27 protein-coding genes are annotated in these 26273 nt (G+C 67.7%); 13 read left to right on the forward strand and 14 right to left on the reverse strand.

Translation table 11 applies throughout. The features are described 5' to 3' along the window. Window positions 1-3: 3 nt before the first annotated feature. Window positions 4-915 (reverse strand): HhH-GPD family protein, encoded by a 912-nt coding sequence (locus BN972_RS23505; protein ID WP_036363127.1) that lies wholly within the window; start codon window positions 913-915, stop codon window positions 4-6. Between BN972_RS23505 and BN972_RS23510 the strand changes: the two genes are divergently transcribed. Then, window positions 914-1531 (forward strand): carbonic anhydrase, encoded by a 618-nt coding sequence (locus tag BN972_RS23510; protein WP_036363130.1) that lies wholly within the window; start codon window positions 914-916, stop codon window positions 1529-1531. The two genes, BN972_RS23505 and BN972_RS23510, sit on opposite strands and share 2 nt — an antisense overlap. Before the next feature lie 81 nt (window positions 1532-1612). Next, window positions 1613-2413, forward strand: coding sequence for a hypothetical protein (locus BN972_RS23515; RefSeq protein ID WP_099051181.1), 801 nt, complete (start codon window positions 1613-1615; stop codon window positions 2411-2413). Here the strand turns inward: BN972_RS23515 and disA are convergent, their stop codons facing one another. From disA to BN972_RS23530, 3 genes are read right to left on the reverse strand one after another with little or no spacing between them, the layout of a single operon-like run. Beyond that, a complete protein-coding gene (gene disA / locus BN972_RS23520; RefSeq protein ID WP_099051182.1) occupies window positions 2414-3490 on the reverse strand; it encodes a DNA integrity scanning diadenylate cyclase DisA in 1077 nt (358 codons plus the stop codon). Between the two features lie 30 nt (window positions 3491-3520). After that, complete coding sequence (gene radA, locus BN972_RS23525) at window positions 3521-4930, reverse strand: DNA repair protein RadA (RefSeq protein ID WP_036363137.1); 1410 nt, start codon at window positions 4928-4930, stop codon at window positions 3521-3523. 60 nt (window positions 4931-4990) lie between these two features. Next, window positions 4991-5560, reverse strand: coding sequence for a hypothetical protein (locus BN972_RS23530; RefSeq protein WP_036363142.1), 570 nt, complete (start codon window positions 5558-5560; stop codon window positions 4991-4993). Between the two features lie 328 nt (window positions 5561-5888). Between BN972_RS23530 and carD the strand changes: the two genes are divergently transcribed. From carD to rlmB, 5 genes are read left to right on the forward strand one after another with little or no spacing between them, the layout of a single operon-like run. Further along, window positions 5889-6377 (forward strand): RNA polymerase-binding transcription factor CarD, encoded by a 489-nt coding sequence (gene carD, locus BN972_RS23535; protein WP_036363145.1) that lies wholly within the window; start codon window positions 5889-5891, stop codon window positions 6375-6377. Window positions 6378-6395: 18 nt separating this feature from the next. Beyond that, window positions 6396-7085: a 2-C-methyl-D-erythritol 4-phosphate cytidylyltransferase gene (ispD, locus tag BN972_RS23540; protein WP_036363148.1), complete on the forward strand. Its 690-nt coding sequence runs from the start codon at window positions 6396-6398 to the stop codon at window positions 7083-7085. Continuing rightward, a complete protein-coding gene (ispF, locus tag BN972_RS23545; protein ID WP_099051183.1) occupies window positions 7082-7561 on the forward strand; it encodes a 2-C-methyl-D-erythritol 2,4-cyclodiphosphate synthase in 480 nt (159 codons plus the stop codon). Before ispD ends, ispF begins: the two co-directional genes overlap by 4 nt. 49 nt (window positions 7562-7610) lie before the next feature. Beyond that, complete coding sequence (gene cysS / locus BN972_RS23550) at window positions 7611-9017, forward strand: cysteine--tRNA ligase (RefSeq protein ID WP_036363873.1); 1407 nt, start codon at window positions 7611-7613, stop codon at window positions 9015-9017. Continuing rightward, window positions 9018-9950: a 23S rRNA (guanosine(2251)-2'-O)-methyltransferase RlmB gene (gene rlmB, locus BN972_RS23555; RefSeq protein WP_036363154.1), complete on the forward strand. Its 933-nt coding sequence runs from the start codon at window positions 9018-9020 to the stop codon at window positions 9948-9950. 15 nt (window positions 9951-9965) lie between these two features. On the opposite strand, the gene BN972_RS23560 is transcribed toward rlmB, so the two are convergent. The 7 genes from BN972_RS23560 to BN972_RS28955 form a co-directional block, all read right to left on the reverse strand. After that, the gene (locus BN972_RS23560) at window positions 9966-11207 is read right to left on the reverse strand and encodes an SLC13 family permease (RefSeq protein ID WP_036363157.1); all 1242 of its coding nucleotides are present in this window, start codon (window positions 11205-11207) and stop codon (window positions 9966-9968) included. Window positions 11208-11211: 4 nt separating this feature from the next. Next, window positions 11212-12135, reverse strand: a complete 924-nt coding sequence (locus BN972_RS23565; RefSeq protein WP_036363159.1) for an MBL fold metallo-hydrolase — start codon at window positions 12133-12135, stop codon at window positions 11212-11214. Further along, entirely contained in the window at window positions 12135-12893 is a 759-nt protein-coding gene (locus BN972_RS23570; RefSeq protein ID WP_036363163.1) for a LamB/YcsF family protein, read from the reverse strand. Before BN972_RS23570 ends, BN972_RS23565 begins: the two co-directional genes overlap by 1 nt. 86 nt (window positions 12894-12979) lie before the next feature. Next, window positions 12980-13693, reverse strand: a complete 714-nt coding sequence (locus tag BN972_RS23575) for a sensor domain-containing protein (protein WP_036363166.1) — start codon at window positions 13691-13693, stop codon at window positions 12980-12982. A gap of 53 nt (window positions 13694-13746) precedes the next feature. Beyond that, window positions 13747-14586, reverse strand: coding sequence for a metal ABC transporter permease (locus tag BN972_RS23580; protein ID WP_036363877.1), 840 nt, complete (start codon window positions 14584-14586; stop codon window positions 13747-13749). A 17-nt stretch (window positions 14587-14603) separates the two neighbouring features. Continuing rightward, window positions 14604-15371: a metal ABC transporter ATP-binding protein gene (locus BN972_RS28950; RefSeq protein ID WP_036363169.1), complete on the reverse strand. Its 768-nt coding sequence runs from the start codon at window positions 15369-15371 to the stop codon at window positions 14604-14606. A 6-nt stretch (window positions 15372-15377) separates the two neighbouring features. Further along, on the reverse strand, window positions 15378-16241 hold the full coding sequence (locus tag BN972_RS28955; protein ID WP_390176235.1) for a metal ABC transporter solute-binding protein, Zn/Mn family: 864 nt from the start codon (window positions 16239-16241) through the stop codon (window positions 15378-15380). A 149-nt stretch (window positions 16242-16390) separates the two neighbouring features. Here BN972_RS28955 and BN972_RS23595 point away from each other — a divergent pair, with 149 nt between their 5' ends. Further along, entirely contained in the window at window positions 16391-17470 is a 1080-nt protein-coding gene (locus tag BN972_RS23595; RefSeq protein ID WP_036363172.1) for a LacI family DNA-binding transcriptional regulator, read from the forward strand. A gap of 4 nt (window positions 17471-17474) precedes the next feature. On the opposite strand, the gene kstR is transcribed toward BN972_RS23595, so the two are convergent. Beyond that, a complete protein-coding gene (gene kstR, locus BN972_RS23600; RefSeq protein WP_036363883.1) occupies window positions 17475-18074 on the reverse strand; it encodes a cholesterol catabolism transcriptional regulator KstR in 600 nt (199 codons plus the stop codon). Window positions 18075-18325: 251 nt separating this feature from the next. Here kstR and BN972_RS23605 point away from each other — a divergent pair, with 251 nt between their 5' ends. Next, window positions 18326-20443, forward strand: coding sequence for an acyl-CoA dehydrogenase (locus BN972_RS23605; protein ID WP_036363175.1), 2118 nt, complete (start codon window positions 18326-18328; stop codon window positions 20441-20443). A 103-nt stretch (window positions 20444-20546) separates the two neighbouring features. Next, window positions 20547-21425, forward strand: a complete 879-nt coding sequence (locus BN972_RS23610; protein ID WP_036363179.1) for an endonuclease domain-containing protein — start codon at window positions 20547-20549, stop codon at window positions 21423-21425. Window positions 21426-21515: 90 nt separating this feature from the next. Here BN972_RS23610 and BN972_RS23615 read toward each other — a convergent pair whose 3' ends face one another. Both BN972_RS23615 and BN972_RS23620 read right to left on the reverse strand, forming a co-directional pair. After that, window positions 21516-22046, reverse strand: coding sequence for a hypothetical protein (locus BN972_RS23615; protein ID WP_036363182.1), 531 nt, complete (start codon window positions 22044-22046; stop codon window positions 21516-21518). A 33-nt stretch (window positions 22047-22079) separates the two neighbouring features. After that, window positions 22080-23168 carry a ferredoxin--NADP reductase gene (locus BN972_RS23620; protein ID WP_036363185.1) on the reverse strand — a complete coding sequence of 363 codons (1089 nt, stop codon included), beginning with the start codon at window positions 23166-23168 and terminating at the stop codon, window positions 22080-22082. 147 nt (window positions 23169-23315) lie between these two features. On the opposite strand from BN972_RS23620, the gene hsaA reads away from it, so the two are divergent. Genes hsaA through hsaC form a run of 3 tightly spaced genes read left to right on the forward strand, consistent with a single transcriptional unit; the run spans window position 23316 to window position 26271 of the window. Continuing rightward, a complete protein-coding gene (hsaA, locus tag BN972_RS23625) occupies window positions 23316-24500 on the forward strand; it encodes a 3-hydroxy-9,10-secoandrosta-1,3,5(10)-triene-9,17-dione monooxygenase oxygenase subunit (RefSeq protein ID WP_036363186.1) in 1185 nt (394 codons plus the stop codon). Next, window positions 24497-25372, forward strand: coding sequence for a 4,5:9,10-diseco-3-hydroxy-5,9,17-trioxoandrosta-1(10),2-diene-4-oate hydrolase (gene hsaD, locus BN972_RS23630; RefSeq protein WP_036363189.1), 876 nt, complete (start codon window positions 24497-24499; stop codon window positions 25370-25372). Before hsaA ends, hsaD begins: the two co-directional genes overlap by 4 nt. Continuing rightward, window positions 25369-26271 carry an iron-dependent extradiol dioxygenase HsaC gene (gene hsaC / locus BN972_RS23635; RefSeq protein ID WP_036363192.1) on the forward strand — a complete coding sequence of 301 codons (903 nt, stop codon included), beginning with the start codon at window positions 25369-25371 and terminating at the stop codon, window positions 26269-26271. The genes hsaD and hsaC overlap by 4 nt, the downstream gene beginning before the upstream one ends. The last annotated feature ends 2 nt before the right edge of the window (window positions 26272-26273 follow it).

The raw sequence follows: 26273 nt of genomic DNA on the forward strand, positions 1-26273 counted from the left end.
CGGCTACCCTTCGCCGGCCAGCGCGAACCGGCCGTCCGCGGTCTGCGTCACCAGGCCATCATCGAGCAGCGAAAACAGCGCCCGGTCGCGCTGCGCGGTATCGGTCAGCCACGCGACGTCCAGTTGCGCGCGAGTCACCGGTGCAGCGTTGTCGCGCAACACATCCAGTAGTCGTCCGCGCACTTGGCGATCTGTTCCGGCGTAGGTCTGCACCCGCCGGGCCGGACCTGTCGCCGGCGGATATCCGGCCTGCCGCCAGGCGCAGCCGTCCAGCGGGCACAAACCGCACCGCGGCGACCGGGCCGTGCATACCGTCGCGCCCAGTTCCATCAACGCCACCGAAAATTGCGGCGCCGACTCGTCGTCGGGCAGCAGTGCTTCGACGTCGGCGTGGTCACGGGTGGCCGATGGGTTGCCGGCATCGGCACGGCCGTGCACGGCGCGGGCCACCACCCGACGCACATTGGTGTCCACCACCGGCACCCGGTGCTGGTACGCGAAGCAGGCGATCGCCCGCGCGGTGTAGCTGCCGATACCGGGCAGGGTCAGCAGGACGTCGACGTCGTCGGGCACCACGTCGTTGTGCTCGCGCGCGATCACGATGGCGCATTCATGCAGGCGTTTGGCCCGGCGCGGGTAACCGAGTTTGCCCCAGGCCCGCAGCACGTCGGCGGCGCTGGCGGCGGCCGTGTCCGAGGGTGTCGGCCATCGGCCTACCCAATCGGTCCAGATCGGCAGCACCCGAGCGACCGGCGTCTGCTGAAGCATGAATTCGCTGACCAGGATCTGCCACGCGCTGACCCCGGGTTGGCGCCAGGGCAGGTCGCGTTGGGATCGGCGATACCAGTCCAAAAGATCTGTGACTGGTATGTGGAGCGCGCCAGTCACCGGCCGGTGCGGCACAATGTCAGGCATGCCCAATAGCAACCCGGTATCGGCGTGGAAAGCACTCAAAGAGGGTAACGAGCGGTTCGTGGCCGGCCAGCCGGCGCACCCGAGCCAGAGCGTGGAGCACCGCGCCAGCCTGGCCAACGGGCAAAAGCCGACTGCGGTCATCTTCGGCTGCTCGGACAGCCGGGTGGCCGCCGAGCTCATCTTCGACCAGGGTCTCGGGGACGTGTTCGTGGTCCGTACCGCTGGGCAGGCGATCGATTCGGCGGTGCTGGGCTCCATCGAGTACGCGGTCACCGTTCTCAAAGTCCCGCTGATTGTCGTCCTCGGCCACAACAGCTGCGGCGCCGTTAAGGCCACCATCAGCGCCATCGACGAGGGTGCGATTCCCGGCGGGTTCGTACGCGACGTGGTGGAACGGGTGGTGCCGTCGGTGCTGGCGGGCCGCCGCGACGGCCTGAGCAGGGTGGACGAGTTCGAGGCGCGGCATGTGAGCGAGACGCTGGCGCAACTGGTGTCCCGTTCATCGGCCATCTCGGACGGGGTCGACGCGGGGGACCTGGCGCTCGCCGGCGTCACCTACAAGCTCGCGGACGGCAAGGCCGAGCTGGTCGACCACATCGGCGACATCGGCGAATAGGCCACTCGGCGGCCCAGCAAACCCCGCGACACGCCGACCGGGGTCAACCAAGACGGCGTGACCTGGCCCTACCGTGTAAATGTGCTGGATCTAGAACCGCGGGGCCCGCTACCTACTGAGATTTATTGGCGGCGCAGGGGGCTTGCCCTGGGCATCGCGGTCGTCGTGATCGGGATCGCCGTCGCCACCGTCATCGCCTTCGTAAGCAGTAACGCCGGGGCCAAACCCGCCGACAAGCCTGCCTCCGCGCAAGGCCATCCGGGCTCGAATGCCCCGCAAGCGCCGCCGGGGCCGCAGCCGGCGGGGCAGACCGAAGCGCCCGCGCCGGGGGCGCCGCCCGGCATTGTGAACCCCGAGTCCCCCACCCCGACCGCCGCCGTGCAACCGCCGCCCGTGCTCAAGGATGGCGACGACTGCCCGGATTCGACGCTGGCGGTCAAGGGCCTGACCAACTCACCGCAGTACTACATCGGTGACCAGCCGAAATTCACGATGGTTGTCACCAACATCGGGCTGGTTTCGTGCAAACGCGACGTCGGCGCCGCGGTGCTGGCGGCATACGTGTACTCGCTGGACAACAAGCGGCTGTGGTCCAACCTGGACTGCGCGCCGTCCAACGAAACCCTGGTGAAGACGTTCACCCCGGGCGAGCAGGTGACCACCGCGGTGACCTGGACGGGCATGGGTTCGGCACCCAAATGCCCGCTGCCGCGGCCGGCAATCGGGCCGGGGACCTACAACCTGGTTGTGCAGCTGGGCAACCTGCGGTCCCTGTCGGTTCCATTCGTGCTGAACCAGCCGCCGCAACCGCCCGGCCCGGTGCCCGCACCGGGGCCCGCGCAGGCGCCCCCGCCGGAGGCGCCTCCCGTCCAGGGCGGCTAACTACTGGTCGGTGATGGTCGACTCGGCCAGCTGGGACAGACCCTCGCGAACGTGCCGCGCCCACATGGCGCCGATACCCTCGACCGATTGCAGGTCATTGGCGCTGGCCGCCAACAGGCCCTGCAGCGTTCCGAACGCCCGCACCAGCAGGTCGACATGGGCGAACTGCAAGCGGGGGATACCGGCCATCGCGCGGTAGCCGCGCGGGCTGAGCGCCGAATCCTGCGCTTCGGCCGTCGTCGGATAACCGAGCACCTTGGCCAGCGAGGTGAAGTCCAGTAACTCGGTGTCCGACAGCGCGTCCAATTCGTCCAGCGTCGCCACGATCTGGTCCTGGGACGGCGGCTCGGGATTGGCGTGATAGTCCCGCACGATCAGTTCCCTAGCGGTGTCGTTGCCGCCTAGCAATTCTTCCAACTGCAGGCGCAGCTGGCGCCCGTCGGTGCCCAGCTCCACCGCGTCGTAGTCGATGGCCAGGCCGATGCGGCGGACCAGTTCCAGCCGCTGCACCACGGTCAGGACGTCGCGCAGCGTGACGAAGTCCTCGATCTCGGCCCGGGACAGTTGGCGGCTGACCTCGTCCAGCCGGGTCTTATAGCGCTCCAAGGTGGCGATCGCCTGGTTGGCCCGCGACAGGATGGTCGCGGAGTCGGTCAGGACATGGCGCTCACCGCACACGTAGACGGTCACGATGTTCATCGAATGGCTGACCGAGATCACCGGGTAACCGGTTTGGATCGCGGCCCGCTCCGCCGAGCGGTGCCGGGTTCCCGATTCGTCGGTGGGGATCGAAGGGTCCGGAACGAGCTGCACATTGGCCCGCACGATGCGGCTGCCGTCGGTGGACAGCACCACCGCGCCGTCCATCTTGCACAGCTCGCGCAGCCTGGTCGGTGCGTAGCGGACGTCGAGGGAGAAACCGCCGTCACAGATCGCCTCGACATTCTCGTCGTGACCGAGCACGATCAGGGCACCAGTACGGCCGCGCAGGATGCGCTCCAGGCCGTCGCGCAGCCCGGTACCGGGAGCCAGGCGGGCGACAGCCTCACGCAGGGTCGGACGAGTCACAGCCAGCATTCTGCTATGGCGGGTGGTTCGGTGGGGACTCTAGTGCGAGTTATTCACGGCATGCAGAGTCGCGGGCGCCCGGGCGTGATGCTCGGCGATGTTGATCATGTGATGCAACGCCTCGACGATGGTGGATGCGCACAGGGCCCGCAGGCCCGCCGGAATCGACTTGCAGCCCGGTGGCACCAGGGCGATGGTGAAGCCCTGCCGGGCCGCTTCGGCCAGCCGTCGCTCCATCCCGTGCACCCGCCGTAGATCGCCCGCCAGCCCAACTTCGCCGATCATCACCGCGGTGGTGGGCAGCGGCAGGTTGGTGTCCGCCGAGGCCAGGGCGACCGCCACCGCGAGGTCCGACGACGGGTCGGTCAAGCGCATGCCGCCCACGGTCGACAGGTAAATGTCGTTGGCGCCCAACCCCAGCCGGGCATGCTTTTCCAGCACCGCCGTGATCATCGCGGCCCTCGCGTGGTCGATGCCGCTGACCGCCCGCCGTGGTGAGCCGCCGTTGGGGGTGGCCAGCAACGCTTGGACTTCGCCGATCAGCGGCCTCTTCCCGTCCAGGGTTACGGTGATCGCAGTGCCCGGAACCGGTGCCGGGCGCTGGTCCAGGAACAGGTTGGACGGGTCGGCGACACCTTCGATTCCGTTGTCGTGCAACAGGAAACATCCCACCTCGTCCGCGGCGCCGAACCGGTTCTTGATCCCGCGGACCATCCGTAGCGCGCCGTTGCGGTCACCTTCGAAATGCAGCACCACGTCGACGAGGTGCTCCAGCGATCGGGGCCCGGCGATGGCGCCGTCCTTTGTGACGTGCCCGACCAGAATCATCGCGACACCGTTTGCCTTGGCCGCGGCGGTCAACGCGGCCGTCACCGCACGCACCTGGGTGACCCCACCGGCGACGCCGTCGGCCTCGCTGGTGGACATGGTCTGCACCGAGTCGACGATGACCAGCGCGGGCCGCACGGTCTCGATGTGGTGCAACACGGTGTGCAGGTCGGATTCGGCGGCCAGGTAGACATCGTCACCGGCGCACCCGATCCGGTCGGCCCGCAGCCGGATTTGCCCGGCGGATTCCTCGCCGGAGATGTACAGCGCGCGTTGGCCCTGCTGCGCCCAGCGGTGCGCGACCTCGAGCAGCAGCGTCGATTTGCCGACCCCGGGTTCGCCCGCCAGCAGCGTCACCGAGCCGGGAACCACACCCCCGCCCAGAACCCGGTCCAGCTCGTCGACGCCACTGCGGCGATGCCGGCTCTTATTCGGCTCCACGGCGCTGATCGGCACCGCCGGCGACCCGGTAGCCGCCGAGCGTCTGCCGTTGCCGACAGCGGCCAGCACGGCAACCTCTTCCACGGTCCCCCAGGAACCACACTCCAGGCAGCGTCCTACCCACTTGGCGCTGAGATGGCGGCATTCCGAGCACCGATACTGCGAACGCGCGTTGGCCACAACCGTGACCGTATCGACAGGTACCGACAGATCCCTGGAAGGAAACGCCGCCAGGTGCGCTCAGGCGTGGTTGGAGTGCTCGCCCGGTTGCGCCACCCCGGCCGAGATGGGCACATCCACGGTGGCCTCGCCGGCCTTCTCGAACTTGAACGTGAAGTTGTAGGTCAGGCCGTTGGTGATCGGCTTGCTCAGGGCGACGGTCGCCTTGGCGGCGCCGGTGGACGGGGCTGGGCCCGGCGCGACAGCCTGACCGTCGGGGGTTCCGATGAACAGCATCCCGCCGGCCGGCAGCTTCGCGTCCCCGGACAGCGTCACGTTGCCGATGTCGCTGGTGATGCCGGTCAGACGGTCGCCGGTGTCGGAGTTGTTGTTCACCGCCACCAGAACCAGGTCCACGGTGCGGCCCGGCTGCAGGAAGTCGCCGGTCTGCTTGGCCTGGATCCGGATGTCGCGCAGCACGACGTTCTTGATGGTGACCCGGTTGCCGTTGACCGCGGGCTCTTGCGCCGCGGTCTGCGAGATCTGACCGGTTCCGCAACCACTGAGCGCCAGCACGGCCACAATCGCGGCGGCCAGCCAGGCGGTGATCCTGGCCAGGCGGAATGGCAGGCGGATGTTCAAGCGCTTCACTCAATGCCTCCTGCTCGGGCCCATCGGATTCAACTATGCAGAGTAGTAGCACGGTGCCGCGGACGGTAGCGGCGGGCTACCCGATGTCGACCGGCGGTCGTCGCGACGTGATCCCGGGTGAAATCCGGGGTTGCCGAAGGGCTATTCTTAGAGACGCTTTCGGGCTCGTGCCCAAGGGTCCGGACGCACGAGAAACCATCACCCCCTGCATGTCTGGGCCCGCCTGTCAACCCCCATTCTGGGCGTCACGTGCCTCTGACCTGCACCGTTGATCCGCACGCGTCGGGCCCGCGTGTTAGACTTAATTAACGAAAGGGGCTCGAATCAGATGATCTTCAAGGTCGGTGACACCGTTGTCTACCCACACCACGGTGCTGCGTTAGTCGAGGCGATTGAGACTCGAACCATCAAAGGGGAGCAAAAAGAGTATCTCGTCTTGAAAGTTGCGCAGGGCGACCTGACCGTTCGAGTGCCCGCTGACAACGCCGAGTACGTCGGTGTTCGCGATGTCGTTGGCCAGGAAGGCCTCGATAAGGTTTTCCAGGTCCTGCGCGCTCCGCACACCGAAGAACCCACCAACTGGTCGCGTCGGTACAAGGCCAACTTGGAGAAGCTCGCCTCGGGTGACGTGAACAAGGTCGCCGAGGTTGTGCGCGACCTGTGGCGTCGCGACCAGGAGCGCGGTCTGTCCGCGGGCGAGAAGCGCATGCTGGCCAAGGCACGTCAGATCCTGGTCGGTGAGCTGGCGTTGGCCGAAAGCACTGACGACGCCAAGGCGTCGACCATTCTGGACGAGGTGCTGGCCGCCGCTTCCTGAATAGCCCGAGACGCTTAGGTGGGCGCGGGTAACGGCAATGTAGTCGCGGTGGTCCCGGCCGCAGGGTCGGGCCAGCGACTATCTGCCGGCGTCCCCAAGGCGTTCTATCAGCTCGAAGGGCACTCGCTGGTCGAGCGGGCCGTGACGGGTCTGCGTGATTCCGGTGTGGTCGACGCCGTAGTCGTGGCGGTGCCGCCGGGTCGCACCGACGAAGCCAAGCTCATCCTGGGCCATATCGCCACCATCGTGGCCGGCGGCGCCAGCCGTTCGGAGTCGGTGAGCAAGGCCCTGGCCGCGGTCACCGAGTCAGCGGCGGGCGCACCCGAGTTCGTGCTGGTTCACGACGCCGCCCGCGCGCTGACGCCACCGGCCCTGGTGGTGCGGGTGGTGGCGGCGTTGCGGGCCGGTCACCAGGCGGTCGTGCCCGGAGTCGCGGTGTCGGACACCGTCAAGGCCGTCGACGCAAACGGAGTGGTGCTGGGCACCCCGGAGCGGGCCGGCCTGCGTGCGGTGCAGACCCCACAGGGCTTTGCCACCGACATGCTGTTGCGCGCGTATCAACGCGCCGGGACCGCCGAGTTCACCGACGATGCGTCGCTGGTCGAGCAGATCGGCGGCCAGGTTCACGTGGTCGACGGTGATCCCCTGGCGTTCAAAATCACGACTCCACTGGACCTGTTGCTGGCCAACGCTATAGTGCGCCAGTGATGGAGCTGCCCCGCGTGGGCCTGGGTGTTGACGTGCATCCGATCGAACCGGGTCGGCCGTGCTGGTTGGTGGGTCTGCTGTTCCCCAGTGCCGATGGGTGTTCGGGCCATTCCGACGGCGACGTCGCCATCCACGCGCTGTGTGACGCCGTGCTGTCCGCCGCCGGGCTAGGCGACATCGGTGGCGTTTTCGGGGTCGACGATCCGCGCTGGGAGGCCGTCAGCGGCGCCGACATGCTGCGGCACGTTGTTGGGCTCCTCGCCGAACACGGGTACCGGGTGGGGAACGCCGCGGTGCAGGTGATCGGCAACCGGCCGAAGATCGGCTGGCGGCGCTACGAGGCGCAGGCGGTGCTTTCCCGCTTGCTGAACGCGCCGGTCTCGGTGGCGGCAACCACCACCGACGGCCTGGGCCTGACCGGGCGAGGTGAGGGCCTGGCCGCGATCGCCACGGCGTTGGTGGTTTCGCTGCGATAGCACCCGCGCGGGGCAGGGCCGTATGGCTGAGGCAGTAAGCTGGCACGTCGTGACCGATCGTGCCCGCCTGCGGCTACATGACACGGCGACCGGTGTCGTCCGTGACTTCGTGCCGCTGCGTGCCGGGCACGTCTCCATTTACCAATGCGGCGCCACCCCGCAGGGGCTGCCGCACATCGGGCATGTCCGCAGCGGCGTGGCCTTCGACATCCTCCGCCGCTGGTTGATCGCGCGCGGTTACGACGTGGCGTTCATCCGCAACGTCACCGACATCGAAGACAAGATCCTGGCCAAGGCGGCCGCGGCGGGACGGCCGTGGTGGGAGTGGGCCGCGACCCACGAGCGTGCCTTCACGGCCGCCTACGACGCGCTGGATGTGCTGCCGCCGTCGGCAGAGCCCCGGGCCACCGGCCATATCACCCAGATGATCGAATTAATGGAACGGCTGATCGAAAAAGGGCACGCCTATGCCGCCGCGGGCGACGTCTACTTCGATGTGCTCAGCTATCCGGACTACGGCCAGCTGTCCGGCCATCGAATCGACGATGTCCACCAGGGCGAAGGCGTGGCCACCGGCAAGCGTGATCAGCGCGACTTCACCCTGTGGAAGGGCGAGAAGCCCGGTGAACCGTCGTGGCCATCGCCGTGGGGCCGCGGGCGGCCGGGCTGGCACATCGAATGCTCGGCCATGGCCCGCACCTACCTGGGACCCGAGTTCGACATCCACTGCGGCGGGATGGATCTGATCTTCCCGCACCACGAGAACGAGATCGCGCAAAGTCGCGCGGCCGGCGACGGGTTCGCCCAGTTATGGCTGCACAACGGCTGGGTGACGATGGGCGGCGAAAAGATGAGCAAGTCGCTCGGCAACGTCGTGGCCATTCCGGCCATGCTGCAGCGGGTCCGGCCGGCCGAACTGCGGTACTACCTGGGCAGCGCGCACTACCGGTCGATGCTGGAGTTCTCCGAGGCCGCGTTGCAGGACGCGGTCAAGGCCTACGTCGGCGTCGAAGAGTTTCTGCACCGCGTGCGCCGCCGGGTGGGTGCCGTCCTGCCCGGGCAGTGGACGCCGCGCTTCGCCGAGGCGCTCGACGATGACTTGTCGGTGCCGGTCGCGTTGGCCGAGATCCACCAGGCCCGAGCCGACGGCAACCGGGCCCTCGACGCCGGCGATCACGAGGCCGCGCTGCAAAGTGCCGGCTCCATCCGCGCCATGATGGGGATCCTGGGCTGCGACCCGCTGGACGAACGGTGGGAAACCCGCGACGAGACATCGGCCGCGCTGGCTGCCGTAGATGTGTTGGTGCAAGCGGAGATTCAGAATCGGCAGAAGGCTCGCGAGCAGCGCAACTGGGCGCTGGCCGACGAGATCCGGGACCGGCTGAAGCAGGCCGGCATTGAGGTCACCGACACCGCCGACGGCCCGCAGTGGACGTTGGGCGGCGACGGCAAGTAGATGGCCGGAAACTCCCAGCGCCGCGGGGCGATACGCAAAGCCGGCACCAAGAAGGGGCCCAAGGTCGGCTCGGGCGGCCAACGCAGGCGCGGCCTGGAAGGGCGCGGCCCCACCCCGCCCGCACACCTGCGTCCCAATCATCCGGCCGCCAAGCGGGCCGGTGCACAGCAGCCGCGCCGGCCGACCAAGCGCGTCGAGGAAGCCGAAACCGTGCTCGGGCGCAACCCGGTGCTGGAATGTCTGCGCGCCGGTGTGCCGGCAACCGCTCTCTACGTTGCGCTGGGCACTGACGCCGACGAGCGGCTCACGGAATCCGTTGCACGCGCGGCCGATTCGGGTATCGCCATCCTCGAGGTGCCGCGCAGTGATCTGGACCGGATGACGGCCAATCACCTGCATCAGGGGATCGCGCTGCAGGTTCCGCCGTACAACTACGCTCACCCCGACGATTTGGTTGCCGACGCCATCGAGTCACCGCCCGCGCTGCTCGTCGCGCTGGACAACATCTCCGACCCGCGCAACCTCGGCGCGATCGTGCGGTCGGTGGCGGCGTTCGGTGGCCACGGCGTGGTGATCCCGCAGCGCCGCTCCGCCTCGGTGACCGCGGTGGCATGGCGTACCAGCGCCGGGGCAGCTGCCCGGATTCCGGTGGCGCGGGCGACCAATCTGACACGGACGCTTAAGGATTGGGCCGACCGCGGGCTGCAGGTGATCGGACTGGACGCCGGCGGTGACACCGCGCTGGACGATCTTGACGGCACCGACCCGCTGGTGATGGTGGTCGGTTCGGAGGGCAAGGGCTTGTCGCGGCTGGTACGCGAGAACTGTGACCACGTGGTGTCCATCCCGATGGCCGGCAAGACCGAGTCGCTGAACGCCGCGGTGGCCGCGGGCGTGGTGCTGGCCGAGATCGCCCGCCAGCGCCGCCGTTAGCTGGCGCGGCCAGGGTTAGGTGCCAACGACACGCCAGCTCACCCAGAGCGCGACGACCGCAATCACCAGAGCCGCGGGCACGGTGCACAAACCCAGGCGGGTGTATTCGCCCACGCTCGGTGCGACGTTGTGCTGGCGCAGCACCCGGCGCCACAGCAGATTCGACAGCGAACCGACGTAGGTCAGGTTGGGGCCGATGTTGACCCCGATCAGCGTGGCCAGTACGGCCGGGGGTCCGCTGGCCGCGACCAGCGGCACCAACACCAGCGTCGCGGGCAGGTTGTTCACCACGTTGGCCAGCACCGCGGCCAGGGCGGCGATCCCCAGCAGGGCCGGCAGGCCGGTTCCGGAAGGCACCAGCGACGACATCTTGGCGGTCATCCCGTTGAGCATCACCGCTTGTACGACGATGCCCAGCGCAGGGACGAACACCAGGAACGGCACGTTCGCCGAGCGCACGATCTCGGCCAGGGAGGTGTGCCGGCGGCGCAGACTGCGTACCGCCAACACCGAAGCGCCGGCCAGCGCCGCCCACGCCGGGGCGACGTCCAGCCATTCGGCGACGGCGAACCCGGCCAGGGTCAGCCCGACCACCACCAGCACGAATATTGGGGGAGTCGGGGGCGGACCAAGGTCGGTGCGGTCGGGCTGGGTGCGCAGGTCGCGGGCGAAGAACCACCGGAAGACGATGTACACCGCGGCTATCGCGGACAGCCACGGTAACGCCATGACCAGCGTGAACTTGACAAATGAGATGTGCGCACTGCGAAAGACCAGCAGGTTGGTCAGATTCGACACCGGAAGCAGCAGCGACGCCGAGTTGGCCAGATGCGCCGTGGCATACGCGTACGGCGGGGCCGCAGTGCGTAACTGGCGCACGGTGACCAGTACCACCGGGGTCAGCAGCACGACCGTCGCGTCCAGGCTGAGTACCGCGGTGATGACTCCGGAGATGACGAATACCTGGCGCAACAGCCCGTGCGACCCGGAGCTGCCGCGCGCCATTGCCGCACCGGCCGCCTCGAACAATCCCTCGTCGTCGCACAGCTTTGCCAGCACCAGCACCGCGCCCAGAAAACCGACCACCCGGCCGAGCCCCGCGATCTGGGCCCCGGCCTGGTGCGTGGAGATCGCCCCGGTCGCAATCAGGATGGCCGCCGCGGGAACGGCCGCCGCAGCCTCCGGCCAGCCCCGTGGGCGCGCGACCGCGAAGCCGAGGACGACAGCCAGCAGTACCAGCGAAAGGGTCAGTATCAACGTGTCAGGCCCAGGGGTCCTCGCGCTGCCAGACCGTCGGCATCTGCACCACAATCCCGTCCTCGGCGGCCAACTCGTCCAGCACCCGGATGGAGACATCCAGGTCGTCCCCGGCATAGGGCAAGGCCCGCAACGGCTTTGACAGCGGGCGGAAGAAGTCGTCCCAATGTACGAGGACCACGCGCCGTGCTCCCACCGCTCGTACGGTCTCGTTCCAGTACTCGACGATATAGGACCGAGGCTGCAGGCCCAGTTGTCCCACGCTGAGATAGACGGCGTCGGCGCGTATACCCGCCAGCGCCCCGGTGATGTAGCCGGCGCTGCCTTGGATCAGCAGTCGCCGGTCTGATGGGCGATGGTGGATCAGCGTCGACCAGGACTCGCCGCAGCGGTAGGCCGAGGCCTTCACCGGCGGGCGGACCGGTGCGCTGATCACCCCGGGGAAGCGGTCCGGCGGGCAATGGTGTGACTCGAGGAGCGTCACCTCGAAGGCGCCCAACGTCATTGGCGTACCAGATACCACCACGACAAGTCGGTCCTCCGGCAACCCGTGTCCGCGTCCCACATTGGCCGCCGACTCCCCGCCGACCAGTGGGGCGCCGGTGCGTTCGGCGACCAGCGGCGAATCCAGCACATGGTCGATGTGGGTGTGCACGGGAATCACCGCGGAAAGCCGAGATAGCTTGGCCCGCGCCAGACAACCGTCGACCCGGGCCGCCGACGGCGCCACCTTGCCTGCCGCCACTTGGGCTAAGCCCGGACGGGAGAAATAGCCGTCGGTCAGCAGTGGTGGGGATGATCCGTCGTCGACCAGCAGCGTCGCCACACCCATCCATGTCACCGAAAGCGGTGAATCTGCGCTTGCCACTGGGACATTGAAGCGATCGGCATAGCGTGCGAGGTCCGGGCGACCGAGTTTCAGCCGCATCAGCAGAACGCTCCGAGCTCGACGCCGGCGGCTTCTAGTTCAGCACGCACCGTGCGGGCGATATCCACGGCGCCCGGCGAATCACCGTGCACGCAAATGGATTTCAGGCTTATCGGGATTGTGGTCCCATCGATCGCGGTGACCTGTCCGTCGGACACCATGCGCACCACCCGCTGCGCGATCGTCCTCGGATCGTGCAGCACCGCATTCGGTTCACGACGGGAGACCAAGCTTCCGTCGGGCCGGTAGGCGCGGTCGGCGAAAGCTTCGGCGACGGTGCGTAGGCCCAGGCGCTCTGCTTCCTCGAAGAAGGCCGATCCTGTCATGCCGAGTACCGGCAGCGCGGCGTCGACGCTGTCCACCGCCTCGGCGACCGCGGCGGCCTGCTCATGGTTGTTCACGATCGTGTTGTACAGCGCGCCATGGGGTTTGACATAGGACACCACCGAACCGGCCGCCTGCGCCAGCGCCTGTAGTGCACCGATCTGGTATATGACGTCAGCGAGCAGATCCTCGCCCGCGACGTCGATGAAGCGGCGACCGAAGCCCGCCAGGTCCCGGTAACTGACCTGGGCGCCGATACGTACGCCGCGGTCGGCGGCCGAACGGCATACCCGCAACAGTCCGGACGGGTCACCGGCATGAAAGCCGCATGCCACGTTGGCGCTGGTGACGATATCGAGCATCGCGTCATCGTCGCCCAGTCGCCAGACGCCGAACCCCTCGCCGAGGTCGGCGTTGAGATCGATACGTGCCACTGGTTCAGCTTAGGCCCGCCGAGGATGCGCGCCGCTGGCGGCGGGAGGAGCAGGTGGGCAATTGGGGTCAGGCCCTTGCCACGGGCTTATAGCTTCGCGATGTTGCCCGCGATCTTGTTGGCGATCTCGACTGCGGCCGAGCCCATTTGGTCGTAGGAGCACGCCACGATGTCGATCGCAAGGTTGTTGCGCACCGTCAGGGCCCGCTGGCAGGCCCAGCCGTTGCCGGCTTCCTGGGTTTGCGAGCTGGTCAGAATGCCATTGTCGTCGGTCACGTCGCCCACCGACCAGATGGTGTCGGGCTGAGTCGGGCTGACGTCGTTGAATCTACGGTTCGAGCAGGCCTTCCAGCTCTGGACGGAAGCCCGGTAAAAGTTGCTGGCGTCTTGGGCATTCGGGAATGCCACCACCGCTTGGATGGCGTAGTGCTTGCGCTTCTTGGAGTCGTCGATGCTGTCGTCGAGGCGCTGTCCGCGCATGGCGGTCCACCCGGTGCCCGCATAGACCTTGTCCTGGGCGGCACCGTCAACGGCCAGGCAATCCTTGTCGGACACGTTCTTGCTCCAGTCCCACATCCCCTTGGCAGGAAACCAAACCTTCATCGAGGTGGCGCCCAACGCGCTGTTGATCTGGCTGGAGTCCAGCAACAGCCCCTCCAGGGCGTTGACGGGAACGGGCCGCTGGTTAGCCAGGCCGGCTTTCTCGCCGGCAAGCGCGCTGCCGTCCACCACATCCGTGCAGCCGGCGGCGAGCAAGCAGGCGCCGGCCAGCGCGGCGATCGCGACGATTCGCTGGCGCACGTGATTTCCTCCCCACCCTCACGAGCTGGCGGTTCCCCTACCGACTCTCCAGCTTAGTGCCGCGACACGCGGTATTTCCCCAGCATCCAGCAAAACAGGTAGATGACAAACGAAATGGTGGCCACAAAAACCGAGACGGGAACTCCCGGCGCGAGGGACAGCACGATCCCGCCGACCGCGGCGACCTCGGCGAACAGCACCGATGTTGCTATCGCCAACGGGGGCGCGGTGATCACGCGCGCGGCCGCGGCCGCCGGTGTGATCAGCAACGACATCACCAGCAGCGCCCCGACGATCTGCACGGCCTGGGCGGCGACAACCCCGACCAACGCGGCGAACACGATCCCCAGCGCACGCACGGGAACCCCGCGGGCCGCCGCGACGTCCGGGTCGACCGTCGCAAACAGCAACGGCCGGTAGCAGCAGCCCAGGACGGCGATGACGAGCACGCACACCGCCGCGAGCATGGCCAGCCCCGAGTAACCGACCCCGACGATCTGACCGGTCAGCAACGCGAAGCTGGTGCCGGTACGGCCGGGGTACAGGTGGATGAACAGCACCGCCAGCCCCAGGCCGAACGCGAGCACCACGCCGATCACCGAATCTCGCTCCCGGGCACGCTGGCCGAGAACCCCGAACAGGGCGGCCGCCAGCGCGCTGCCCACCAGCGCACCGAGCCCGACGTCGAAGCCCGCCAGCAACGCGAATGCCGCTCCGGTCAAAGACAATTCGCTGGATCCGTGCACAGCGAACGACATCTGGCGCAACACGATGAACGGTCCGATCAATCCGGCGACCAGGCCCAACAGGGCCGCCGCCAGCAGCGCCTGCTGCACGAAATCGTGCCGGAGCAGATGCGCGGTCAGATCGACGGCGAACAGATGGTCCAACATCTCGGTGACGCGTTCGTTCACAGATGCCGCCCGTCCGGGACGCCGACCAGAAAGTACTGGTCCTTGACCTTGACGACCTCGACGTGGGTCCGGTACAGCTCCGACAGCGTCCGGCCGGTCATCACGGACTCGACGGTGCCGATCCGGAACCGTCCGTCCACCAGGTACAGCACCCGGTCCACGTACGGCAGGATCGGATTCACCTCGTGCGTGACGACGATGACCGCAGTGCCGGCGTCGCGGCGGCGCCGGTCGATCAGCGCCGCGACCAGTCGCGCGTTGGCCGGGTCAAGCGTTAGCAGTGGCTCGTCGCACAGCATTACGGCCGGGTCGCTGGCCAGTGCCTGCGCGATCCGAACCCGCTGTAGTTCACCGCCGGACATCAGCCCAACCCGGACATCGGCCAACCGTTCGCCGTTGACCTGCTGCAGTGCCCGCTGCACCGCCGCCCGCCGGCGGGCGCGGTCGCTGCGCCGTAGCGCCAACACGCCCCAGTGGTGTCCGTCGACACCCAAGCCGACCAGGTCGCGTCCGCGCAGCAACACCTCCCGATCCAATGGATGATGCTGCGGCACATAGCCAACCGGCCCCTGCACAGTCGCGGTCCCGGAGCTCAACGGCAGTTGGCCGAGCAGCACCTTGAGCAGCGACGTCTTGCCGCTACCGTTGGGACCCAGCACCGCAATGAATTCCCCGGCAGCGAGGGACAATTCGAGATTGTCCCAGAGCACGCGGTCACCGAAGGCCAGCTGCGCGCCGGCCAGCGCAACCGCTTGAGCGCCCACGGATGCTCAGCTGCCCGACTTCAGCGCGTCCGTCAACTTCTTGACGGTGTTGCGCTGCCAGGTCAGGTAATCGGAACCGCTGGGCAGATTCTCGGACACTTCAGCCACCGGCACCCCGGCTCGGCGGGCGGCGGCCTGAAGGTCGGCGATGGCTGGGGTGCTGGTCTGCGGGTTGATCAACAGCGCCGCGACGTCCCGATTGTTGATCAGGTCGAGCACGGACGCCATGTCGGCGGGGGCGGGATCATCGTCGTTCTCGTTGGCCTCTTCGAAGGCCGGCGGAGTGCGGTTGATCAGTCCCGACGCCGTCAGCAGGTAGTGCACGACTGGTTCGGTGGCGATGACGCCGGTGGCCGGGTATGCGGCCGCGATGGCGTGCTCGGACTTGACGATCGCATCGGCGCCGCGGCCGAATTCGCTTGCGTTGGCGCGATACTCCATCGAGTTGGACGGGTCGATCACCGCCAGGCGCTCGGCGATGGCGGCGGCCACCGCCTTGGCGACCGTCAGGTTGTAGAAGACGTGCTCGTCGGGAGCCTCGTTCACCGCTCCGAGGTAGGCAAAAGCATCGACCGCCGCAATGCCGCGATGTACGGTCAGCACCCGTTCCACCCACGGGTCATAGCCGCCGCCGTTGTAGACCACCAGATCCGCGTCGGCCAGCGCGGCCGCGTCGGCGGCGGTGGCCTGGTACGAATGAGGATCGGCATTGGCGCCGCTGAGGATGGACTTGACGGCGATATGGTTTCCGGCGACCGCGCGTGCCACGCTGCCCCACACCTCCGTCGAGGCCACCACGGCGACGGCTCCTGGGTGGGCCGGACCGGTGGATGCGCAACCCGACAGCGCGGTCGAGCCGAGCAGGCCCACCGCGACGGCACGCAGCCACGTCCGCCAGCATTTCCGCAAGTCGATTCCTTCCACCGGACCGAGAGGCCGGCCCACCATACTAATGAAAACCGTTTCCATTAGAAAGTCGGGTGCAGGCCTACCGCCGCATCCGTTGTAGCCTCCCGAGCATGAGTCCCACACCGCGCAGGCGGGCGACTCTGGCGTCGTTGGCAGCCGAACTCAAGGTGTCCCGCACCACGATCTCCAACGCCTTCAACCGACCGGATCAGCTCTCGCCCCAACTCCGGGAGCAGGTGCTCGCCACCGCCAAGCGCCTAGGCTACGCGGGACCGGACCCGGTGGCGCGGTCACTGCGTACCCGCAAGGCGGGCGCCGTCGGCCTGGTCCTGACCGAGGCGCTGACTTACTCGTTCAGCGACCCGGCGGCGCGGGATTTCGTTGCGGGAGTGGCGCAGTCATGCGAGGAGCTTGGGCAGGGGCTGCTGCTGGTGGCGGTGGGCCCTAGCCGCAGCATCGAGGACGGCACCGCGGCCGTGCTGGGGGCCGGGGTAGACGGCTTCGTGGTCTATTCGGTCCGCGACGACGACCCGTACCTGCAGGCGGTGTTGCAACGGCGCCTGCCCGTGGTGGTGGTCGACCAGCCGGTCGGCCTGTCGGGGGTGTCGCGGGTCGGCATCGACGACCGCGCCGCGATGCGCGAGCTCGCGTCGTATGTGCTGGGCCTGGGGCATCGCGAGATCGGTTTGCTGACAATGCGACTCGGCGACGACCGACGCATGGGCCTGGTGGACCCCGAACGGCTGCGCTCACCCACCTTCGACGTGCAGCGGGAACGGATCATCGGTATCTGGGAGGCGATGGCGGCGGCCGGCGTCGAGCCGGATTCGCTGACGGTGGTGGAAAGCGACGAGCACCTGCCGACCTCGGGTGGTGATGCCGCGAAAGTGGCGCTGGAGGCTAATCCGCGCATTACCGCACTCATGTGCACCGCGGACATCCTGGCCTTGTCGGCGATGGATTACCTTCGCGCACATGGGATTTACGTTCCGGGTCAGATGACGGTCACCGGGTTCGACGGAGTCGACGATGCCATCAGCCGCGGGCTGACCACGGTCGCACAGCCGAGCCTGCAAAAAGGCCGGCGCGCCGGTGAATTGGTACTCAAGCCGCCGCGGTCCGGGCTGCCGGTGGTCGAACTTCTCGCCACCGAGCTCATCCGGGGCCGCACCTGCGGGCCGCCCGCGTGAAGTGTCAGCTTGCGGACTGATCGCCGATCAGCAACCGCACGGCCAGATCCAGTCGCTTGCTCACGTCGGTGGCCGAGGCGCGGCGGGTGAGCCAGGCCAGCAGATTCGACAGCCACACATCCGAGATGACCCGGGCGATGTGGTACTGGTCTTCGGTCGGTTCGCCGTCGCTCATCGCCCGCGCGAACATGCTGTCGATCAGCTTCTCGACCTGATCGACCTCGGCGGCCGCGGACGCGTCGGCGAACACGTAGGCGCGCGTCATGGCTTCGGTCAACAGCGGATTGCGCTGCATCGCCCGGTTGAGCTTGCCGACCATGAAGTTCAACCGCTGGAACGGCGTCCCGCCGGCGACGGCCGAGCGGTCGGTCTTGGCGTCGATGCGGCTGAACTCCCTGCCCAAGGCCGACACCAGCAGGTGCACCTTCGACGGGAAGTACCGGTACAGCGTGCCGACGGCCACGTCGGCACGGTCGGCCACGGCGCGCATCTGCACCGCCTCGTAGCCTCCCTTGGACGCGATCGCCATGGTGGCGTCCAAGATTCGCTTACGGCGTTCGCGTTGCGCCTCCGAGCCGAGTTCGGACTCAGCCAGTACCGCCATGTTCAGAACCTCGCCGGGCCGGCGGCTGGGAGCGGCGCGCCGAGTCTGGTCCGCGGACGACATGCCCACAAACGATACGCATTCTCAGCGTGCATCTCCCACCTCCCCGCAGCCGGACAACGACGTGTGCTGGCCAAATAACCGCCGACTTGACGGTTGATCGCTTCCACTATTAGAACACGTTCTAGTGTGGAGGAAAGATTTCCGTACCCATCTTGGCCATGTGGCCGCGCCGACGCGGAGGACTACTGGTGGTAGCGACCGTCACCGATGAACAGTTCGCGGCGCGCGAGCTGGTGCGCGACTGGGCCCGCAGCGCGGCCGCGGGCGGGTCCGCGACGGTGGCGGTCCGCGCCGTCGAGCAGGGCGACCCAGACGCGTGGCGCCCGGTGTTTTCCGGGTTGGCCGACCTGGGCCTGTTCGGGGTGGCCGTCGCGGAGGAGGCCGGCGGTGCCGGCGGCAGCATCGAGGACCTGTGCGCCATGGTCGAGGAGGCGGCCAAGGCGCTGGTGCCCGGGCCGGTGGCGACCACCGCGTTGGCCGCGCTGGTTGTCACCGACCCCGAATTGCTGGGCGCGTTGGCTTCCGGTGAACGGTTTGCCGGTCTCGCCCTCGAGGCCGACGTGCGGTTAGACGGGCAGGCGGCAAGTGGCACCGTGGCGTGGGCGCTCGGCGCCGCCGCCGGTGGTGTCCTGCTGGTGCCCGCCGAGGGGAAATGGCTGCTCGTCGACACGTCGGCCCAGGGAGTTGAGCTGGAGCCGTTGCAGCCCGCGGACTTCTCGCGGCCGCTGGCTTCCGTGGCGCTGTCGTCGGCGCCGGTCACCGTTTTAGAGGCACCGGAGCGGCGGGTGCGCGATCTGGCGGCGACTTTGCTGGCCGCCGAGGCTGCCGGCATCACCCGGTATTCGCTGGAGACCGCGGTGGCCTACGCCAAGGTGCGCGAGCAGTTCGGCAAGCCGATCGGCAGTTTCCAGGCCATCAAGCACCTCTGCGCGGAGATGCTGTGTCGCGCCGAGCAGGCCGAAGTGGCCGCCGCCGACGCGGCCCGGGCCGCCTCGGATCCCGATCCGCAGCAATTCGCCATCGCTGCCGCGCTGGCCGCGAGCATCGGTATCTCCGCGACGAAAGCCAACGTCAAAGACTGCATCCAGGTGCTCGGCGGGATCGGTTGTACCTGGGAACACGACGCGCACCTGTATCTGCGCCGGGCCCACAGCATCGGCCGTTTCCTGGGCGGTCCCGAGCGCTGGCTGCGCCGGGTCGCCGCGCTGACCCAGCAGGGTGTCCGCCGGCAGTTGGGCATCGACCTGTCCGACGTCGAGGGATCCCGACCCGAGATCGCCGCCGCGGTCGCCAAGGTCGCCGAACTTCCGCAGGAGAAGCGACAGGTGGCGCTGGCCGAAGCCGGCCTGTTGGCACCGCACTGGCCGGCCCCCTATGGGCGCGGCGCGCTGCCCGCCGAGCAGCTGCTGATCGACCAGGAGATGGCCGCCGCCGGGGTGGTGCGGCCGGATCTGGTGATCGGCTGGTGGGCGGCGCCCACCCTGCTCGAGCACGGCACACCCGAACAGATCGAGCGCTTCGTGCCGGCCACCCTGCGCGGCGATTTCCTTTGGTGCCAACTGTTTTCCGAGCCGGGCGCCGGTTCGGACCTGGCGTCGCTGCGCACCAAAGCCGTGCGCGGTGACGGTGGCTGGCTGCTCACCGGGCAGAAGGTCTGGACGTCGGCCGCCCACAAGGCGGCCTGGGGTGTGTGCCTGGCCAGGACCGACCCGGACGCACCCAAGCACAAGGGCATCACGTACTTCCTGATCGACATGAAGTCGCCGGGCATCGAGATCCGGCCGCTGCGCGAGATCACCGGTGACTCGCTGTTCAACGAGGTGTTCCTGGACAACGTGTTCGTTCCCGACGACATGGTCGTCGGTGCGGTCAACGACGGGTGGCGGCTGGCCCGCACCACCCTGGCCAACGAACGCATCGCGATGGCCACCGGCACCGCGCTGGGCAACCCGATGGAAGAGCTGCTCAGGGTGCTCGCCGAGATCGACCTCGACGCCGCTCAACAGGATCGGCTGGCGGGGCTCATCCTGCTCACCCAGGCCGGGGCGCTGCTCGACCAGCGCATCGCGCAGCTGGCCGTGGGCGGCCGCGACCCTGGCGCGCAATCCAGTGTCCGCAAGCTCATCGGCGTGCGCTATCGACAGGCGCTCGCCGAATACATGATGGACGTCTCCGAAGGCGGCGGTCTGGTGCACAACCGGGCCGTGTACGACTTCCTCAACACCCGCTGCCTGACCATCGCCGGTGGGACGGAACAGATCCTGCTCACGGTCGCCGCCGAACGGCTGCTGGGGCTGCCGCGCTAGGTTCTGCGACCCCGTTTCGCCGAGGCTGAAAATCTGCGGGTCCCTACTCGCACTTTCACTGCAGATTTTCAGTGTCGATGGGTTGTCGGCCCGTCCCGCCAGGATGAGGGCCATGGTCTTTCGAGGCAATGAAGCACTGCAGCGGGCGGAAGTGACGCGGCATGAACTGCGACGCTGGTACCGGCCCGTTTTTCCCGGCGTGTATGTGGCTGCGGGGCAGCAACTTTCCCTGCGGGATAGAACAGAGGCGGCGTGGCTGTGGTCGCAGCGACGCGGGGTGGTCGCGGGACTCGCCGCATCGGCCCTCCACGGTGCCCAATGGGTCGACGCCACCGCGCCCATCGAACTGATTTGCTCGAACACACACCCGCCGCAGGGCATCGTCGCGAGCAAGCAGACGTTGACCGACGGTGAAATCGCTCGTGTCGCGGGCCTCCCGGTAACCAGCCTGGTGCGAACGGCATACGACTTGGGGCGGCAGCTTCCTCGCAACCAGGCTGTGGCGCGGTTGGACGCGCTGATGCGTGCCACCCCCTTCTGTACCGAGGCCGTGCTGCAAATGGCCCAGCGGCACCCGGCTGCGCGCGGTATCCGCTCGCTGCGGGCGGCGTTGCAACTGGTGGACCCCGGCGCCGCGTCGCCCAGGGAGTCGGGTCTGCGACTGTTGCTGATCGATGCGGGCTTCCCCACTCCACGGACCCAAATCCCGATCGTCGTCAACTACCACACGCTGGCCGTGCTGGACATGGGCTGGACGGAGTTCGGTGTGGCCGTCGAATACGACGGTGACCACCATCGCGCTGATCGCACTCAGTACGTCAGGGATCAGCGGCGGCTACGCAAGCTCGAGCAACTTGGTTGGATCGTCATCCGCGTGATCGCCGAGGACCGGCCAGAGCACGTCGTCGAACGCGTCAACGAGGCACTTGTCGCGAGGGGCTGGTGGCCGGGTGATACGACGACGCGCCCGCTGGCGGGGTAGCGCGCCGAGACTGAATATCTGCAGTCTCCCACTCGCACTTTCGCTGCAGATTTTCAATCTCGATGGGGCGCAGCCGCACCCGCTCGAACCCTAGGTGATCTGCGTCTGTGCGCAGGTGCTGGGCGAGGTCAGGTTCACGCCCGAGTAGACCACCTGCATGTGGGTGCACACGAACACCATCGCGTTGCCCATCGGCTGGCCCGTCGACCAACTTGTCGAGTTGATGACGCCGGTGGTCTGATACTTATCCGGCGGGCCTTCGCCGAAGTACTGGGTGGTGATGGTGTCGGTCCCGCCCTCTTTGAACACCCGCTCGAACTGGCTGGTGGCGTGCGCGTCCAGGTAGGCCAGCCGATTGTTGGACCGGATCTCGGTGGTTTGCCGCGCCCACAGTCCGGGCGGGAAGCCGGCCGGGCCGTCGGGCGTGCGCAGGTTGGCCCCCGCGACGAAGTCACAGGTGCCGCCGCCGTGGCAGTTGACGTAGGAGTGAGTCTCGAGCTGGTTCGCCTCGTCCACCGGGAACAGCGTGGTGGCCATGTTGTCACCGGCGGCCGCGGTGGGGTTGGGAACGAACGCGACCATGAGTCCGACCAGCGCGAGACCCGGTACCAGCCGTTTCATCCTGTTGTCCCTTCCCGGGTGACTCCCTGTGCCCTACTCGTCGTAGGTCACTTCTACCGAATCAGATTCCGGATGAGATTGACAGGCCAAAATTAGCCCCTCGTCGAGGTCCTCTTGCTCCAGCACGTCGTTGACCTCCATCGAGACTTTGCCGCTGCGCAGGGTGCAGGCGCACGCGCCGCAGTGGCCCTCCCGGCAGGAGAAGGGGGCGTCGAGGCCCTTGGCCAGCAGCACATCGAGCAGCTTGGCGCTGCGCGGCCAGGAGACGGTGTGGGTTTCCCCATCCAGTTCCACCACCGCGGTGGCCGGTGGCTCGTCACCCGTCTGCTCGACCTTGACCGCCGCGAACGGGTCCGACTCCAGCGACTTGAACACCTCGATATGTATCTGGCCGGTCGGCACTTTGAGGGCTTCCAGGGCTTGGCGCGCCGCCTCCATGAACGGCCCCGGCCCGCAGATGTAGGCGGGCCGGTCGCTGAACGGCCCGGCCAGCTTGGCCAAGGCAGCCGCGCTGGGCAGTCCCTGCAGCGATTCCAGCCAGTGCACCACGGTCAGCCGGTCCGGATACTTGGTCGCCAGCTCCCGCAGCGCGTCACGGAAGATCACCGAGCGGTCGTCGCGGTTGGCGTAGACGAGCGTCACCTGCCCGCTGCCTTCGATCAGCGCCGACTTACAGATCGACATGATCGGGGTGATCCCACTGCCGGCCGCCAGCAACAGGAAATCGTCGTCGAGCGTCTTGGGTACGAAGGTGCCCGACGGGGCCAGCACGTGGATTCGCATGCCCTGGTGCGCGTTGTCGCACAGCCAATTGGACCCGTACCCGTCCGCGGTCCGCTTGACGGTGACGGTCAGCGCCTCGTCGGTGTACGGCGAGCTGCACAGCGAGTAGCACCGGGCGACCGAGCCGGTGCGGTCGCTGGGGATGCGCAGCGTCAAGAACTGGCCGGGCGCATAGCGCAACCGGCCCGGCGGGAGCTCCGGGTCTCCGGCGCCGTCCGGGACGGTGAACACCAGCGACCGCGCGTCGTCGGTTTCGGCGACCACCTCGGCGATCTGCAGCTCCAGGACGTGGTCGCCGAGCGGCTCGTCGGGGACGCCGCCGGAATTGTCCGCTGTCACGACCTGCCCTTCCTCTCTGCTGAACTAGAACATGTTATAGAAAACCCGTTTGGTACCGCTACCAGCCGCAGGAACACCCTGCTCGACACAAATCGGAACGTGTTCTAGTCTTTTCTCTATGTCCGCTCTCCCAGGAGGCAAACGTAAGTGACGTCCATTCAACAGCGTGACGCGCAGTCGGTCCTCACTGCCATCGACGATCTGCTGCCACGGATTCGGGAGCGCGCCCAGGCGACGGAAGACCGGCGCCGGTTGCTCGACGAGACGGTCCAGGAACTGGACGAGGTTGGTTTCTTCACCCTGCTGCAGCCCGAGCAGTGGGGCGGGCTGCAATGCGACCCGGCACTGTTCTACGAGGCGACCCGGCGGCTGGCCAGCGCGTGCGGCTCCACCGGCTGGGTCAGCTCCATCATCGGCGTGCACAACTGGCATCTGGCGTTGTTCGACCAGCAGGCGCAGGAAGAGGTCTGGGGCGAGGACCCAAGGACGCGGATCTCGTCGTCGTATGCCCCGATGGGTGCCGGCGTCGTGGTCGACGGCGGCTACCTGGTCAACGGCTCGTGGAACTGGTCATCGGGGTGTGACCACGCGTCCTGGGCGTTCCTGGGCGGACCGGTCATCAAGGACGGCCGGCCGGTCGACTTCGGCAGTTTTCTGATCCCGCGCAGCGAGTACCGCATCGACGACGTCTGGCACGTGGTGGGGCTGCGGGGCACCGGCAGCAACACGATCGTGGTCAAGGACGTGTTCGTGCCCCGGCACCGGTTCCTGTCCTACAAGGCGATGAACGACGGCACCGCCGGCGGATATCAGACCAACACCGCGCCGGTCTACAAGATGCCCTGGGGCACAATGCATCCCACCACTATCTCGGCGCCCATCGTCGGGATGGCCTACGGCGCCTACCAGGCGCACGTCGAGCATCAGGGCAAGCGGGTGCGCGCGGCGTTCGCCGGCGAGAAGGCCAAGGACGACCCGTTCGCCAAGGTGCGCATAGCTGAAGCGGCCAGTGACATCGACGCGGCGTGGCGGCAGTTGAGCGGCAACGTCGCCGACGAGTACGCGCTGCTGTCCGCCGGCAAGGAGATCCCGTTCGACCTGCGCGCCCGTGCCCGTCGTGACCAGGTGCGCGCGACCGGGCGGGCGATCGCGTCGATCGACCGGCTCTTCGAAGCGTCCGGCGCCACTGCCCTGGGCAACGATCAACCGGTGCAACGCTTCTGGCGCGACGCGCACGCCGGCCGGGTGCACGCGGCGAACGACCCCGAGCGGGCCTACCAGATCTTCGGGAACCACGAGTTCGGGTTGCCGCCCGGCGACACGATGGTATGACCGCGACCGAAGAGATAACGTTCGAGTCCACCTCGCGTTACGCGGAGGTCGACGTCGACGGGCCGCTGAAGCTGCACTACCACGAGGCCGGGATCGGCAATGCGCCGACGGTGGTGTTGTTGCACGGCGGCGGGCCCGGCGCGTCGAGCTGGACGAATTTCTCCCGCAACATCGCGGTACTGGCCAAGCACTTTCACGTGCTGGCCGTCGATCAGCCCGGCTACGGGCACTCCGACAAACGCGCCGAGCACGGGCAGTTCAACCGCTACGCGGCCAGGGCGCTCAAGGGACTGTTCGACCAACTTGGGCTGGGACGTGTTCCGCTGGTGGGTAATTCGCTGGGCGGGGGCACCGCAGTGCGCTTCGCGCTGGACTATCCCGAACTGGCCGGGCGCCTGGTGCTGATGGGTCCGGGCGGTCTGAGTGTCAACCTGTTCGCACCCGACCCGACCGAGGGCGTCAAGCGGCTGGGCAAGTTCTCCATGGAGCCCACCCGGGATAACCTCGAGGCGTTCCTGCGGGTGATGGTCTACGACCAGAAGCTGATCACCCCGGAATTGATCGACCAGCGGTTCGAGCTGGCCAGTACGCCGGAATCGCTGACCGCGACCCGTGCGATGGGAATGTCGTTCTCCGGAGCCGACTTCGAGCTCGGCATGATGTGGCGCGAGGTGTACAAGCTGCGCCAGCCGGTGCTACTGATCTGGGGCCGGGAAGACCGGGTCAACCCGCTCGATGGCGCGCTGGTGGCGCTGAAGACCATCCCGCGAGCTCAATTGCACGTTTTCGGGCAGTGTGGACATTGGGCCCAGGTCGAGAAGTTCGACGAGTTCAACAAACTCACGATTGATTTCTTAGGAGGTGCGAGATGAGCATCCGGTCACTGGGCTATCTGCGCATCGAGGCCACCGATATGGCGGCGTGGCGCGAGTACGGCCTGAAGGTCCTCGGCATGGTCGAGGGCAAGGGGAACACCGAAGGTGCGCTGTACTTGCGGATGGACGACTTCCCGGCCCGTCTGGTGATTGTGCCCGGCGAACACGACCGGCTCGCCGAGGCCGGCTGGGAATGCGCGAACGCCGAAGGACTGCAGGAGATCCGGAATCGGCTGGACGTCGAGGGGACGCCGTACAAAGAGGCGACCGCGGCCGAACTCGCCGACCGCAGGGTCGATGAGATGATCCGGTTCTCCGACCCGTCGGGTAACTGCCTGGAGGTCTTCCACGGCGCCGCGCTGGAGCACCGGCGGGTGGTCAGCCCGTACGGCCATAAATTCGTCACCGGTGAGCAGGGGCTGGGCCATGTGGTGTTGTCCACCAAGGACGACGCCGAATCGCTGCACTTCTACCGCGATGTGCTCGGCTTCAAGCTTCGGGACTCCATGCGACTGCCCCCGCAGATCGTGGGCCGGCCCGCCGATGGGGCACCGGCCTGGCTTCGCTTCTTCGGCTGCAACCCGCGTCATCACAGCCTGGCCTTCATGCCGGCCCCGACCCCGTCGGGCATCGTGCACCTGATGGTCGAAGTGGAGAACGCCGACGACGTCGGGCTGTGCCTGGACCGGGCACTACGCAAGAAGGTGAAGATGTCGGCCACCCTGGGCCGGCACGTCAACGACCTGATGCTGTCCTTCTACATGAAGACGCCGAGCGGTTTTGACATCGAATTCGGTTGCGAAGGAAGACAAGTCGCCGACGATGACTGGATCGCCCGCGAGAGCACCGCGGTGAGCCTGTGGGGCCACGACTTCTCGGTCGGCTTCAAGAGCTAGCC

This window comes from Mycobacterium asiaticum DSM 44297 (assembly GCF_000613245.1).
In the GTDB taxonomy this organism is placed as follows: Bacteria; Actinomycetota; Actinomycetes; order Mycobacteriales; family Mycobacteriaceae; genus Mycobacterium; species Mycobacterium asiaticum.